Source organism: Methylobacterium sp. (assembly GCF_019750675.1).
Lineage (GTDB): Bacteria > Pseudomonadota > Alphaproteobacteria > Rhizobiales > Beijerinckiaceae > Methylobacterium.
This window is the reverse complement of record NZ_JAIEOF010000275.1, coordinates 1-13,966: the sequence shown is the minus strand read 5'-3', so window position 1 is coordinate 13,966 and position 13,966 is coordinate 1. Positions and strand designations below refer to the sequence as shown.

12 protein-coding genes are annotated in these 13,966 nt (G+C 70.0%); 11 read left to right on the top strand and 1 reads right to left on the bottom strand.

The annotated features are described in order from the left end of the window. Nucleotides 1–293 precede the first annotated feature (293 nt). From K2X24_RS14230 to rsgA, 5 genes are all read left to right on the top strand, one after another. Nucleotides 294–944, top strand: a complete 651-nt coding sequence (locus K2X24_RS14230; RefSeq protein ID WP_292499037.1) for a protein-L-isoaspartate O-methyltransferase — start codon at nt 294–296, stop codon at nt 942–944. 323 nt (nt 945–1,267) lie between these two features. Continuing rightward, nucleotides 1,268–2,635: a TolC family outer membrane protein gene (locus K2X24_RS14225; protein ID WP_292499036.1), complete on the top strand. Its 1,368-nt coding sequence runs from the start codon at nt 1,268–1,270 to the stop codon at nt 2,633–2,635. A 169-nt stretch (nt 2,636–2,804) separates the two neighbouring features. Continuing rightward, nucleotides 2,805–3,410: a PopZ family protein gene (locus K2X24_RS14220; RefSeq protein ID WP_292499035.1), complete on the top strand. Its 606-nt coding sequence runs from the start codon at nt 2,805–2,807 to the stop codon at nt 3,408–3,410. A 117-nt stretch (nt 3,411–3,527) separates the two neighbouring features. Continuing rightward, nucleotides 3,528–6,263, top strand: a complete 2,736-nt coding sequence (locus tag K2X24_RS14215) for a valine--tRNA ligase (RefSeq protein ID WP_292499034.1) — start codon at nt 3,528–3,530, stop codon at nt 6,261–6,263. A gap of 7 nt (nt 6,264–6,270) precedes the next feature. Then, the gene (gene rsgA, locus K2X24_RS14210) at nt 6,271–7,269 is read left to right on the top strand and encodes a ribosome small subunit-dependent GTPase A (RefSeq protein ID WP_292499033.1); all 999 of its coding nucleotides are present in this window, start codon (nt 6,271–6,273) and stop codon (nt 7,267–7,269) included. Between the two features lie 100 nt (nt 7,270–7,369). Here rsgA and purD read toward each other — a convergent pair whose 3' ends face one another. Next, nucleotides 7,370–8,653, bottom strand: a complete 1,284-nt coding sequence (gene purD / locus K2X24_RS14205; RefSeq protein WP_292499032.1) for a phosphoribosylamine--glycine ligase — start codon at nt 8,651–8,653, stop codon at nt 7,370–7,372. Nucleotides 8,654–8,865: 212 nt separating this feature from the next. Between purD and K2X24_RS14200 the strand changes: the two genes are divergently transcribed. From K2X24_RS14200 to K2X24_RS14175, 6 genes are all read left to right on the top strand, one after another. Next, nucleotides 8,866–9,045 (top strand): hypothetical protein, encoded by a 180-nt coding sequence (locus K2X24_RS14200; RefSeq protein WP_292499031.1) that lies wholly within the window; start codon nt 8,866–8,868, stop codon nt 9,043–9,045. Nucleotides 9,046–9,124: 79 nt separating this feature from the next. After that, complete coding sequence (xseA, locus tag K2X24_RS14195; RefSeq protein WP_292499030.1) at nt 9,125–10,828, top strand: exodeoxyribonuclease VII large subunit; 1,704 nt, start codon at nt 9,125–9,127, stop codon at nt 10,826–10,828. A gap of 268 nt (nt 10,829–11,096) precedes the next feature. Beyond that, nucleotides 11,097–11,324: a DUF4170 domain-containing protein gene (locus K2X24_RS14190; RefSeq protein WP_292499029.1), complete on the top strand. Its 228-nt coding sequence runs from the start codon at nt 11,097–11,099 to the stop codon at nt 11,322–11,324. Between the two features lie 135 nt (nt 11,325–11,459). Continuing rightward, nucleotides 11,460–12,404, top strand: a complete 945-nt coding sequence (locus tag K2X24_RS14185; RefSeq protein ID WP_163644149.1) for a ribose-phosphate pyrophosphokinase — start codon at nt 11,460–11,462, stop codon at nt 12,402–12,404. Between the two features lie 221 nt (nt 12,405–12,625). Then, nucleotides 12,626–13,336, top strand: coding sequence for a cell cycle transcriptional regulator TrcR (locus K2X24_RS14180; RefSeq protein WP_292499028.1), 711 nt, complete (start codon nt 12,626–12,628; stop codon nt 13,334–13,336). A 338-nt stretch (nt 13,337–13,674) separates the two neighbouring features. Further along, nucleotides 13,675–13,966: S1 RNA-binding domain-containing protein (locus tag K2X24_RS14175; RefSeq protein ID WP_292499027.1), on the top strand; the 292-nt coding region annotated here is incomplete at its 3' end.

Here is a 13,966-nt window from a genome sequence, read left to right as displayed (position 1 = left end):
GGACTGCAAATCCTTGCACCCCGGTTCGATTCCGGGCGAGGCCTCCAAGTTTTTCCCCGCACAGCGCCGCAACAGGCGGTCCATCCATCCGATGGCCTAGGCTTCGCGCTGCGAAACGGAACCGACCCGCTGTTCCCGCCGCCCCCTTGCGCGTCGCGAACGGCCCGTCGCGAACCTTGCGTTTTGCGGGTCGATCCACGACAAACCCCCAAGCTTCGGCGGGTCCGTCCGGCCCTTCCGAGGGGACAGACCGGCGCCCGGCGCCGGACCAGCGTCGAGGGAAGACGGCACCCATGCTCGATTACGCGCAGGCGAGACGCCTCATGGTCGATTGTCAGTTGCGGACCTTCGACGTGAACGACGTCCCGGTCCTCGACGCCTTCGGGGAGATCGCCCGCGAGGCCTTCGTGCCGCCGGGACGTGAGGACTTCGCCTATATCGATCAGACCCTGCGGCTCGGCCCGCAGGGCCGCGCAATGCCGGCGCCGATGCTGCTGGCACGCATGATCCAGGCCCTTGCGATCCAGCCGGGCGAGAAGGCCCTCGATGTCGGCACGGGCTACGGCTACGGCGCCGCCATCCTGAGCCGGGTCGGCGCGCAGGTGACGGCCCTCGAATCCGACCCGGACCTCGCGGCCGGCGCCCGCACCCGCCTCGCCGGCGTCGACGGGATCGCGATCGTGGAGGCTCCCCTCGAGACCGGCGATGCCAAGTCCGGCCCCTACGATGCCATCCTGGTGAACGGCCGAATCGAAACCCGGCCCCAGGCGCTCCTGGAGCAGTTGAAGGATGGCGGCCGTCTCGTCTGCGTGATGGGCCGGGACCGGGCCGCCAAGGCAACCCTGTTCGTGCGGGCCGGCGACGCCTTCGGCGCGCGCCCGCTCTTCGATGCGGCCCTCCCGGCCCTGGGCGCCTTCGCGGCCGAGGCCGGATTCGCCTTCTAACGGCGGCCCGCCCCTATCGGACCTCGCCTCGCGGGGCCGAGACCCACGCTCCTCACGACACCCCATGCCGTGATCCGCGGGGGCCATGACGCGAGCGCCTGCGCCGCGGCGACGGGCGCATCGCCGGTGTCGCTTTTTTGCGGCACCCGCGACCATTCGTGCAGCGTGCGGGAACCACCCGGTGCTCCATCGACGAAGGTCGGCTAGACTTGCAGCCGAGGCGGGCAATCCGGATCGCGTCTAGGCGCGGCGGCCTTTCCAAGGTCGTCCGGTTCATCGAAAAACCGCAAGGGCTGATGAGCGTGAAAGAATCGAGACCTGCGATGGGTGTGTGGCTTCGGCCCGGCGCCGTCGCCGTGCTGGCCTTCGCGTTGGCGAATCCCGCTACGGCCGAGACGCTGGAGAGCGCACTCTCGCGGGCCTATGCGGCCAATCCCGCCCTGAATTCCGGACGCGCCGGCGTGCGTGCGACCGATGAGAGCGTAGCCCAGGCCAAGTCCGGGTATCGCCCGACCGTGAGCATCGACGCGGATATCGGATTGACCCGGACCGAAGGCCGGACCTTGGGAACCCGGCTCGATCAGGTCACGCGTCCCGGCGGCGCCGGCATCACGGTCAATCAGACGCTGTTCAACGGCTTTCGCACCGACAACCAGACCCGTCAGGCGGAGTCGGACGTGCTCCGCGTCCGGGAGGCGCTGCGCGCCACCGAGATGAACACGCTGTTCAACGCCGCTCAGGCCTACATGTTCGTGCTGAGCGACACGGCGAACCTCGAGCTGCGCCGCAACAACGTCGAGGTTCTGGAAGAGCAGCTCCGCCAGACGCGCGACCGCTTCAACGTGGGCGAGGTGACCCGCACCGACGTCGCCCAGGCCGAGGCCCGCCTCGCGGGCGCACGCTCCGAGGTGAGCGGTGCCGAGGCGACGCTGCGCGCCAGCATCGGCAATTACCGGCGCTTCATCGGTGTCGAGCCGCGCCAACTCGCCCCGGGCCGGCCGCTGGACCGCTACGTGCCCGCGAACCTCGATGCCGCGCTCAACATCGGCCTCAAGGAGCACCCGCAGATCGCCTCGGCGCTGCACCTCGTGGACGTGGCCGAGGCGCAGGTGAGGGTGCTCGAGGGCGCGCTCTATCCGACCGCCGGCCTTCAGGGCTCGGTGCAGCAGCGCTACGACACCCAGTTCCCGGGCGACAACGCGGTCAGCGCCTCGATCGTCGGCCGCCTCTCGATCCCCCTCTACGAGGGCGGCCAGACCTATTCGCAGATCCGCCAGGCCAAGGAGACCGTCGGCCAGCGCCGGCTCGATGCCGAGGACACCCGGGATCAGGTGCGGTCGGCCATCGTCACCGCCTGGGGCCGGCTGGAGGCCGCCAAGGCCCAGGTCATCGCCTCGCAGGCACAGGTGCAGGCCAACGAAGTGGCGCTGAACGGTGTGCGCGAGGAGGCCCGCGTGGGCCAGCGCACCACCCTCGACGTCTTGAACGCGCAGCAGGAACTGCTGAACGCCCGCACCAACCTCATCGTTGCGCAGCGCGACCGGGTGATCTTCTCCTACGGCGTCGTCCAGGCGGTGGGCCGCCTCACCGTGCGCTTCACCGCACTGCCGGTGGCGGTCTACAGCCCGAAGGAGCACTTCGATCAGGTCAAGGACCTCTGGTACGGGGTGCGCACGCCCGACGGCCGATAGGATCCTAGGGCGACGGGAACCGGACCAAAAGGGTGCCGGGGCGGAAGGATACCGGGGATGAGCGGGCTTATCCCGCGCCTTGGGACGGGCGGCGCTTGTGTCCCGATGGGACCATGAAATACTCGCCCCCGTCAGCGAACGTTTACCCTTTTGACCGAGCATCGTCCGGATGAGTGCAGCGAGCCCCAAGGTGCCGGACAAGGCGCAGGAACCCTCCATGGAGGAGATCCTCGCCTCCATTCGCCGCATCATCGCGGACGATCAGAATGCCAAGGCCGAGGTGGTGGCGCCCCAGCGCTCCGCCCCGCTGCCCGAGAACGACGACGTCCTCGATCTCGCCGAAATAGCCCAGCCCGTCCGCAAGCCCGCGCCGCTGGAGGAGCCCGAAATCGCGTTCCGCCAGGCCCCGATCGAGGACGGGCAGATCGATTTCGACGCGATCTCCTTCGACGACGACGACGACGAGGAGGAGCCGGAGCCTCCGCCGCCGGTCCGGGCGGCAGCCCCCGTGGAGCCGCCGCGGCCGGTGCCCCGCGCCCCGGAGCCGGAACCGACGCCCACCGAGCGCCTGACCTCGGCCGTCACCGACGCCAGCGTGGCGCAGGCCTTCCACATGCTGTCCAACACCGTGCTGAGCAGCCAGGCCCGTACCCTCGAAGACCTCGTGCAGGACATGCTCCGGCCGATGCTGAAGGGCTGGCTCGACGAGAACCTGCCGAGCATGGTCGAGCGGCTGGTTCGGGCCGAGATCGAGCGCGTCGCCAGGGGCCGCTAGGGGCCGCTAGGGGCCGCCACCGTCGAATCGCGGGGCTCGCGAGTTGACGCAAGGGCCGTGACGGGTTGAAAGCGGGCCAGCTTCCGCTTCTCCCGACACGTGAAACCGACTCCGCCCATGATGGACAAGACCTTCGACCCCGCCGCCGTCGAGGCGCGCGTCAGTGCCGCCTGGGAGTCCGGCGACGCCTTCAAGGCCGGGCGGCCCGAGCGGGCCGGAGCGCGGCCTTTCACCATGGTGATCCCGCCGCCGAACGTCACCGGCAGCCTCCACATGGGGCACGCCCTCAACAACACGCTCCAGGACATCCTCTGCCGCTTCGAGCGCATGCGCGGACGCGACGTGCTCTGGCAGCCGGGCACCGACCACGCCGGCATCGCCACCCAGATGGTGGTGGAGCGCCGCCTCGCCGAGGCGCGGGAGCCGGGCCGGCGCGAGATCGGGCGGGATGCCTTCGTCGAGAAGGTCTGGGCCTGGAAGGCGGAATCGGGCGGCGCCATCGTCAACCAGTTGAAGCGCCTCGGTGCCTCCTGCGACTGGTCGCGGGAGCGCTTCACCATGGGCGTCTCGGGCGCGCCGGACGACCAGATGGTCCGCGCCGTGACGAAGACGTTCGTGGACCTGCACGCGCAGGGCCTGATCTACCGCGACAAGCGCCTCGTGAACTGGGACCCGAAGTTCCAGACCGCGATCTCCGACCTTGAGGTGATGCAGGTCGAGGTGAAGGGTTACCTCTGGCACTTCGACTACCCGGTCGTCGATGCGGCCGGCGCCGAGACCGGTGCGGTCATCACGGTGGCCACGACCCGGCCCGAGACCATGCTGGGTGACACCGCGGTGGCGGTCCACCCGGAAGACGAGCGCTACACGCACCTCGTCGGCAGCTTCGTGCGCCTGCCGCTGGTCGGGCGGCTGATCCCGATCGTCGCCGACAGCTATTCGGACCCCGAGAAGGGCACGGGTGCGGTCAAGATCACGCCCGCACACGACTTCAACGATTTCGAGGTGGGCAAGCGCGCCGGCTGCACGCCGATCAACATCCTGGATGCGGAAGCCCGCATAAGCCTCGACGGCAATACGGCTTTCCTTACCGGCGCCGACCCCGAGCCGGAGGCCCTGGCCCTGCACGGCCTCGACCGGTTCGAGGCGAGGAAGCGCGTCGTCGCCCTGATGGAGGCGCGTGAGCGGCTGCGTCTGGTGGAGCCCAACACCCATGCGGTCCCCCACGGCGACCGCTCGAACGTCGTCATCGAGCCCTACCTCACGGACCAATGGTACGTGAACGTGAAGCCGCTGGCGGAGCGCGCGCTCCAGGCGGTGCGTGACGGGAAAACCCGTTTCGTGCCCGAGAATTACGAGCGGACCTTCTTCCAGTGGCTCGAGAACATCGAACCCTGGTGCATCTCGCGCCAGCTCTGGTGGGGTCACCAGATCCCGGTCTGGTACGACGACCAGGGCGGCATCTACGTCGCGACGAGCGAGGCGGAGGCGCAAGGTCAGGCCGATGCCAAGCACGGCGCGCCCGTGGCTCTGCGCCGGGACGAGGACGTCCTCGACACCTGGTTCTCCTCCGCCCTATGGCCGTTCTCGACGCTGGGCTGGCCGGACGAGACCCCGGAACTCGCGCGCTACTACCCGACCGATACCCTGGTGACCGGCAAGGACATCATCTTCTTCTGGGTCGCCCGGATGATGATGCTCGGCCTCCACGTCACCGACCGTGTGCCGTTCGAGACCGTCTATCTGCACACGCTGGTGCGCGATGCGTCGGGCGCCAAGATGTCGAAGTCGAAGGGCAACGTCGTCGATCCGCTCGGGCTCATCGACCAGTATGGGGCCGACGCCCTGCGCTTCACCCTGGCGGCGATGGCGGCCCAGGGGCGCGACATCAAGCTCGCGGTGAACCGGGTCGAGGGCTACCGCAACTTCGCGACGAAGCTCTGGAACGCCTCGCGCTTCGCTGAGATGAACGGCTGCGTGCTCCGGGCCGACTACCGGCCGGAAGGCGCCACCGAAACCCTGAACCGCTGGGCGCTCGGCGAGGCTGCGCGGGCCGTGGCCGAGGTCACGGCGGCGCTCGACGCCTACCGCTTCAACGACGCGGCGGCCGCGGCCTATCGCTTCGTCTGGAACATCTTCTGCGACTGGTACCTGGAGCTCGCCAAGCCCGTGCTCCAGGGGGAGGGCGTGGAGGCCGCCGCCAAGGCCGAGACGCAAGGCACCGTCGCCTTCCTGATCGACCAGATCGCCAAGCTGCTGCACCCCTTCATGCCGTTCCTCACGGAGGAGCTCTGGGCGATCAAGGGCGAGGGTTTTTCGGAGTCGCGCGGGCTTCTCGCGCTGGCGTCCTGGCCGGATCTGGCCGCCCTGAACGACGCCGAGTCCGAGGCCGAAGTCGGGTGGCTGGTGGATCTGGTCTCCGAGATCCGCTCCGCCCGCTCGGAGACCAGCGTGCCGGCGGCGGCACAGATCCCCCTCGTGATGGTCGGCGCCGACGCGGACCTGCGAGCCCGTGCGACCCGCTGGGGCGACACGCTGGTGCGGCTGGCGCGACTCTCCGAGGTCCGCTTCGAGGCGTCCGCCCCGAAGAACTCGGTGCAGCTCCTGGTGCGCGGCTCGGTGGCGGCCCTGCCGCTGGAGGGCATCGTCGATCTCGCGGCGGAGGTCGCACGCCTGAAGAAGGAGGCGGCCAAGGCCGGCGCCGAGATCGCCAAGATCGAGGCCAAGCTCGGCAATGCCGACTTCCTCGCCCGTGCCCCCGACGAGGTGGTGGACGAGCAGCGCGAGCGCCGCGACGGGGAAGCGGCTCGCCTGGAGAAGATCACGGAGGCGCTGGCGCGGCTCGCCGGTTGAGCGCGTCGTGACCGCCGCCCACACGCTGACCGATCTCGGCTGGTCCGCCTTCTTCGCGGACCAGTGCCGGCCCGACGAAGCGGCGCTCCTGCCCCAGCGCGTCGCCACCGTGCATCGCGCCCGCATGGGCGCCGTCTCGGAGGCGGGGGCGGTCAAGCTCATGCTGCCGGTCCATACCAACACCGGCGACTACGCGGTCGGCGACTGGGTCCTGGTCGAGGCCAGCACGCAGATCCTGCGCCGGCGCCTGGACCGCCGCACCGTGCTGGAGCGGCGCCGGGAGGGAAGCACGGCGCCGCAACTCGCGGCGGCGAATGTCGATGCCCTGTTCATCGTCACCTCCTGCAACGCGGACTTCAACCCGACGCGGCTGGAACGTTACCTGGCGCTGGCCAACCAGGGCGGGGCGGAACCCGTGATCGTGCTGACCAAGGCGGATGTGGCCGAGGATGCGGAGCGTTATCGGCGGGAGGCCCTGGCGCTCCAGCGCGACCTGCGGGTCGTCATCGTGAACCCGCGCGAACCCGAGGCCGCGACGCACCTTCGCCCCTGGTGCGGCACGGGCCGCACCGTGGCGGTGGTGGGCTCGTCCGGCGTCGGCAAGTCGACGCTGGTCAACACCCTGGCCGGGCCGGACAACGACGCCCCCCAGGCGACGGGCGGCATCCGCGAACACGACGCGAAGGGCCGCCACACCACCACGAGCCGCTCGCTGCATGCCATCGCGGGGGGCGGCTGGATCATCGACACGCCCGGCATCCGCTCGCTTCAGCTCGGTGACGCGGCGGAAGGCCTCGACACGCTGTTTGTCGAGATCACCGAGCTGGCGCCCGAATGCCGTTTTCGCGACTGCACCCACGCGCACGAGCCCGGCTGCGCCGTCCAGGCCGCCGTGGCCGAGGGCCGGCTCGATCCCGAGCGACTCGCGCGCTGGCGCACGCTGCGGGCGGAGAACCGGGGCAACACCGTCGTCCCCACGGGCCCGCGCGGCAACAAGCGACGCTGAGGGAGGGATCATCCGGGATCTTGATGGGCCTGACTCATCGAGGTCCGCCCGCACGACGGCGCAGCGGCGATCGTTCGCCGGACCTCAGTGAGGCTTGGTCTCAGATACCGTCGCCTGCGACCTCCCGGGCGACGGCACGGCGGCCGATGTCCCGGCGGCAGAAGCCCTCAGGCCAGTCGATCCGCGCGATCGCCGCGTAGGCGCGGGCCTGGGCCTCCAGCATGCTCTCGCCGAGCGCCGTGACGGCAAGCACCCGACCGCCATCGGCCAGGAGCCGCCCGCCCTCGGCGCGCGTGCCGGCCTGGAACACCAGCACGTCGGTGCCCGTGCCCGCCGATTCGACCCCCCGGATCTCGGAGCCGCGCATCACGGTGCCGGGGTAACCGGCCGCCGCCATCACCACGGTCAGCGCCGCGCGCCGCGCGTCGAATTCCAGGCTGATGCCCGAGACGTCGCCCTCGCAGGCCGCCAGCAGGGCCGGCACGAGGTCGGAGGCGAGGCGGGGCATCAGCACCTGCGCCTCGGGGTCGCCGAAGCGGGTGTTGTATTCGATCAGCTTGGGGCCGTCGGCGGTGAGCATCAGGCCAGCATACAGGATGCCGGTGAAAGGCGTGCCGCGCGCGCGCATGCCGTCGAGGGTGGGGCCGATGATGGTCTCCATCACCTCCCGTTCCAGGGCGGGGGTGAGGATGGTGGCCGGCGAGTAGGCCCCCATGCCGCCTGTGTTGGGGCCGCGATCGCCGTCGAAGACGCGCTTGTGGTCCTGGGCCGTGCCGACCGGGACCGCGCGGGTCCCGTCGCAGAGGGCGAAGAAGCTCGCCTCCTCGCCGAACAGGCATTCCTCAATGACGATCTCGGCCCCCGGCTCCTCGAACAGGGCACGCACCGCCGCCTCGGCCTGGTCGCGGGTCTCGGCCACCACCACGCCCTTGCCGGCCGCCAGCCCGTCGGCCTTCACAACGATGGGCGCGCCCCGCTCGGCGAGGTAAGCGAGCGCCGGCTCGAGGGCCTGGAAGCGCGCGAAGGCGGCGGTGGGGATGCCGACCTCGGCGCAGAGGTCCTTGGTGAACCCCTTCGAGCCCTCGAGCTGCGCGGCGGCCTTGGTGGGTCCGAAGGTACGGATGCCCGCCGCCTGGAGATCGTCCACGAGGCCAGCCACCAGCGGCGCCTCGGGCCCGACCACCACGAGGCCGATGCGCTCGCCCGAGCAAAAAGCGCGCACGGCGGCATGGTCGGACACGTCGAGGTCCGGCCGGTTCTCGCCGAACGCGGCCGTGCCGGGATTGCCCGGCACCGTGAACAGGCGGGCGCAGAGCGGGCTCTTCGCGATGGCGTAGGCGAGCGCGTGCTCGCGGCCGCCCGAGCCGATGAGAAGGATATTCATGAGGGGTGTGTTCCCCAAAAGTCGTTCCTTGAAAAGGCCGAAACGTGGGGGCGTATGCTCCGGTGCACGGGAAGCCGCGGGCGTCCACATGCTAGGCAGCGCCGGGAACCCATGACGGGAGAAGAATCGTCTCGTATTTTCCCTGGAACGAACGCAGGTCGATGACGTTGGTGAGGATCATGCCAGGCTGTCGCAAATCCGTTCCGTTTTCGATGGCACCGCTTCCGACGCGGCGCGTGATCCTGTCGCACTACGTTCACAAGGCCCGCCACCCTGCCCGCGCCGCGAACGACAACAGCCGCGTCGACGGTCTGCCGATCTGGCGGATGGCCCTGGCGGTGAGCGCGGTTCCGATAGTCTCCGTGCTGCTGATCCTGTCGATCCTGATGTGAGGCGTCCGCCCGCCTCGGTGAGTGCTTCACCCGAGGCAGGCCTGGACCTTGGATAAAGCTGGCCGTAGCGTCCGCCGCCATGGCCGTTCCTCCCCCGCCCGCCAAAACCGCTGCGTCCGCGAACGCCGTCTCGAACGTACCGGAATGGTCCGTGGGCGACCTCGCCTCCGCACTCAAACGGACGCTGGAGGATGCCTTCGGCCATGTCCGCCTGCGCGGTGAGATTTCGGGCTTTCGCGGGCAGCACGGCTCGGGCCACGCCTACTTCTCCCTGAAGGACGGGAACGCGCGCATCGACGCCGTGGTCTGGAAGGGAACTTTCAACCGCCTGCGTCAGCGCCCGCAGGAGGGGCTCGAGGTCGTCGCCACCGGGCGGATCACCACGTTTCCGGGCAAATCCTCGTATCAGATCGTCATCGAGACCCTGGAGCCGGCCGGCATCGGTGCCTGGATGGCGCTTCTGGAGGAGCGCAAGCGCGTGCTGGCCGCCGAGGGGCTGTTCGCCGCCGAGCGCAAGCGACCGATTCCCTACCTGCCGCGCGTCGTCGGCGTGGTGACGTCGCCCACCGGAGCCGTCATTCGCGACATCCTGCATCGCCTGGAGGACCGCTTTGCCCGGCCCGTCCTGGTCTGGCCGGTGCGGGTGCAGGGGGAGGGGGCCGCCGAGGAGATCGCGGCCGCGATCCGGGGCTTCAACACCCTGGCGCCCGGCGGGCCGATCCCGCGCCCGGACGTGCTCATCGTGGCGCGCGGCGGCGGGTCGATCGAGGACCTCTGGGCCTTCAACGAGGAATGCGTGGTCCGCGCGGCCTCCGATTCCGCGATTCCCCTGATCTCCGCGGTGGGCCACGAGACCGACACCACCCTCATCGATTTCGTCTCGGACCGGCGCGCCCCCACGCCCACCGGCGCCGCCGAGATGGCGGTTCCGGTCCGGGCCGACCTCGTGGCCGAATTGGTCGATCTCGGACGCCGCCAGCGCGAGGCCGTGACGCGGCGCCTCGACCGGGAGCGCAGCGACCTGCGCGCTCTCGTGCGGGCCATGCCGGACGTGGATGCCTTCCTGGCGGGCAAGCGCCAGCGCCTCGACCTCGCCGAGGCGCGCCTCGGCCCGGCTCTCGCCGGCAATGCCCGGGTCTACCGCCTCCGGATGGGGGGCATCGTCGAGCGCTTCGCCCGGCATCCGCCGACGCTCGCCCTCGCCACCGCGCGGGGGCGCCTGTCGCGGGTCGGCGACCGCCCGGAAGCCGCACTGCGCCACCATGCGGCGCGCAAGGGCGAGGCCCTCGCCTATCTCGGGCGCCGCCTCGTCGTCGCCCGCGACGGCACCCTCGGCCGGGTCCGGGCCGAGCAGGTCCGCAGCCGCGACCGGCTCGGCGCCCTGCAGGCCCGGCTGATCCAGGCCGGAACCCGTTCGATCGAACGCCGCGCCGACCGCCTCGCCGGGCTGGCGGGGCTGCTCGGCTCGCTCAGCTACCGGGCCGTGCTGGCCCGCGGCTACGCCCTCGTGCGCGACCGCGACGGGACTCCGATCCGCGCCGCCGCGGAGGCCAGCCGCCACATGACCCTGGAATTCGCGGACGGCAGCGTGGCGGTGGGGATGCCGGATGCGGGCGACGCCGCCGAGGGGTCGCCACCCGGGGCACCGCCCGCGAAGGCGCCCCCGAGCCGGAAGGCCTCCGCGAGAAAGCCGACCGTGCGAAAACCCGCCCCGGCCGAGACGTCGCCGGAGATCGCCCCGATCGCGCCCGCGACCCGGCAGGGCAGCCTGTTCGATCTCTGAGGATCGCACTGCACGAGGCAAGGCTGTCCGAGAGATTCGGGTTTCGGTCCGATCCCCTGCGCCAAACCGGTGCCGACTTCGGCGAACGCGGCTCGGGAACGGCGGTGCCCGAGCCGCACAGGGCCGGCATGCACGGCCGTTGTGCCGGCGCGCGCATGCCCGCCGGTACGCGCAGCGGGTTGACGAATCCGGCCCCGTTTGCGACCGCACCGGCGGCACGGCTCATGCCTTCCGACATGAAGCCGCGACCGGGCGGAGGAGATGCGGGATGACCACGACCATCGATAGCGGGCAGAAACTTCATCTCGTCTTCGGCGGCGAACTCGAGAATCTCGACGGGGTGCATTTCCGCGACGTGAAGAATCTCGACATCGTCGGCATCTTTCCCGACTACGCCTCAGCGCAGACGGCCTGGAAAGCCAAAGCACAATCCACGGTCGACAGCGCACAGACGCGCTACTTCATCGTGCATCTGCACCGGCTTCTGGAGCCATGATCCTCGCGCACCCGGCAAAGTAACGAAGGCGAAAGCATTGTGACGTCCCCGTTGCGGCTGTTATGGAGCGCCGCAGCGAAGGCCCGTCGTTCCTGAAGCGGCGGGCTCCCAGGATCGCGAGATGAAGACCCCGGCATGAAGTCCTCGATCAAGATCATCGCCGGCAATGCGAGCCGGCCCCTGGCCGAGGCCATCGCGGCCTATCTCGAGTTGCCGCTCGCCAAGTGCATGGTCCGGCGCTTTGCCGACATGGAGATCTTCGTCGAGCTCCAGGAGAACGTGCGCGGCGAGGACGTCTTCATCGTCCAGTCGACCTCGTTCCCGGCCAACGATCACCTGATGGAACTGCTCATCATGATCGACGCGGCCCGGCGCTCCTCGGCCCGGCGCATCACCGCGGTGATCCCGTATTTCGGCTACGCCCGGCAGGACCGGCGCACCTCCGGCCGCACGCCGATCTCGGCCAAGCTGGTCGCCAACCTCATCACCGAGGCCGGGGCCGACCGCGTGATGACCCTCGACCTGCATGCGGGCCAGATCCAGGGCTTCTTCGACATTCCCACCGACAACCTGTTCGCCGCCCCCGTGATGGTGCGCGACATCAAGGAACGCCTCGACCCGAAGGACTGGATGGTGGTCTCGCCGGACGTCGGCGGTGTGGTGCGGGCGCGGGCCATCGCCAAGCGCATCGACGCGACGCTCGCCATCGTCGACAAGCGCCGCGAGCGGCCCGGCGAGTCCGAGGTCATGAACATCATCGGCGAGGTCGAGGGCCGCTCCTGCATCCTCGTGGACGACATCGTCGATTCCGGCGGTACCCTGGTGAACGCGGCCGAAGCCCTGCTGAACGCCGGCGCCAAGGACGTCTCCGCCTACATCACGCACGGGGTGCTCTCGGGTGGAGCGGTCTCCCGCATCGCCGCCTCGCGGATGAAGGAGCTGGTCATCACCGACTCGATCCAGCCGACGCAGGCCGTCAAGCTCGCCCGCAACATCCGGGTGGCCACGATCGCGCCGCTGCTGGGGGAGGCCATCGGCCGGACCGCGACGGAATCGAGCGTGTCGAGCCTCTTCACCTGAGGCCTTCGCGGCCCCGCCGAGTCCCGACCCCGCCACCCCGGACGCGACCCTGAGCGGACGGGCGGATCGCAATTGCGTTGACCCCATTGAAACCTGTATAGACGGCGCTTCCCTATTGCAGCGTTGAGACGGGATGCTGCCGGCCAGTCGGGCCGGAGCGAGCGACGCCCTGTCGGCGGCGCCCCGGGACCCGTCCCGCACGAACCTGTTGGAGTCGCCCGATGTCGCAAGGCCCGCTGATGCCGAAGGCCACCGCCGTATGGCTGGTGGAAAATACCTCGCTGGCCTTCGAGCAGATCGCCGATTTCTGCAAGCTGCACCCCCTCGAGGTGAAGGGGATCGCCGACGGCGAGGTCGCCGCCGGCATCAAGGGCCTCGACCCGATCACCACCGGCCAGCTCACCCGCGACGAGATCGAGAAGGCCCAGAAGACCCCGAGCTACAAGCTCAAGGTCGCGGTCTCGAAGGTGAAGCTGCCCGAGGTCAAGCGCACCACCAAGGGTCCGCGCTATACCCCGCTCTCGCGCCGCCAGGACCGGCCGAACGCCATCCTCTGGCTGCTGCGCAACCACCCCGAGCTCAAGGACGCGCAGATCATCCGGCTGGTCGGCACCACCAAGTCGACGATCCAGCAGATCCGCGAGCGCACCCACTGGAATTCCGGCTCCCTCCAGCCGATGGACCCGGTAACCCTCGGCCTCTGCACGCAGATCGACCTCGACTTCGAGGTCCAGCGCTCGGCCAAGGACCGCCCGGCCAACCTGGCGGTGGATGGCGGCGCGACCCTGCTGCCCACCGAGGTCTCGACGGCCACCGACTACACCGAGGCCGACGAGCACCACCGCAGTGCCCGCGACGAGAAGCTCAACGCCGACTCGGTGTTCGCCAAGCTGAAGGGCATGCGCAGCACCGAGGAGGAGGACGAGGACTGATCCGCGATCAACCGTCCCCGTCTCGCGACCCGATCCCCGCAGCACCGCCGCGGGGATTTTTCATTGGCGGGGCGGCGCGCGTGGGACACGTTGCAGGGCGCGACGCAATCGGCTATGGAACCGCCGTTCTCCGATTGGAATCGATGAGGCTCGGCTGGTGTGCCGGGCCTTGCACCCGTTGGAGAACCGCTCTCGGCCATCGCTTGAGATTGCGTCGGCCCTCCTCGATTCGGGAGGTTGAGCCCGTCGGGTCGCAGACCCCGGGCGGCGACGTCGAGGGTGCCCCGTCACACGAGCCGCCGATGCCGGCCTCCCGATGAGGCCTGTCAGGAGACAGAATGACCGCTGGTAACGCCCTGCAGCGTAGCCCGAGCCGCGACGATTTCGCGGCCCTGCTCGAGGAGTCCTTCCTCCAGCACGAGATCACCGAAGGGTCCGTCGTCAAGGGTCGCGTCGTCGCGATCGAGAAGGACGTGGCCGTCATCGACATCGGCGCCAAGACGGAAGGCCGTGTCGCCCTCAAGGAATTCAACGGCCCCGGCCGCGAAGGCGAACTCGCCGTCGGCGACGAGGTCGAGGTCTATGTCGACCGCATCGAGAATGCGCTCGGCGAGGCCGTCATCTCGCGCG

Coding starts and splice junctions, on each gene's coding strand:
- K2X24_RS14220 (WP_292499035.1), top strand. CDS start 2,805: ATGAGTGCAGCGAGCCCCAAGGTGCCGGACAAGGCGCAGGAACCCTCC.
- K2X24_RS14230 (WP_292499037.1), top strand. CDS start 294: ATGCTCGATTACGCGCAGGCGAGACGCCTCATGGTCGATTGTCAGTTG.
- K2X24_RS14225 (WP_292499036.1), top strand. CDS start 1,268: ATGGGTGTGTGGCTTCGGCCCGGCGCCGTCGCCGTGCTGGCCTTCGCG.
- K2X24_RS14200 (WP_292499031.1), top strand. CDS start 8,866: ATGGCACCGCTTCCGACGCGGCGCGTGATCCTGTCGCACTACGTTCAC.
- K2X24_RS14215 (WP_292499034.1), top strand. CDS start 3,528: ATGATGGACAAGACCTTCGACCCCGCCGCCGTCGAGGCGCGCGTCAGT.
- K2X24_RS14185 (WP_163644149.1), top strand. CDS start 11,460: ATGAAGTCCTCGATCAAGATCATCGCCGGCAATGCGAGCCGGCCCCTG.
- purD (WP_292499032.1), bottom strand. CDS start 8,653: ATGAATATCCTTCTCATCGGCTCGGGCGGCCGCGAGCACGCGCTCGCC.
- K2X24_RS14190 (WP_292499029.1), top strand. CDS start 11,097: ATGACCACGACCATCGATAGCGGGCAGAAACTTCATCTCGTCTTCGGC.
- xseA (WP_292499030.1), top strand. CDS start 9,125: ATGGCCGTTCCTCCCCCGCCCGCCAAAACCGCTGCGTCCGCGAACGCC.
- K2X24_RS14180 (WP_292499028.1), top strand. CDS start 12,626: ATGTCGCAAGGCCCGCTGATGCCGAAGGCCACCGCCGTATGGCTGGTG.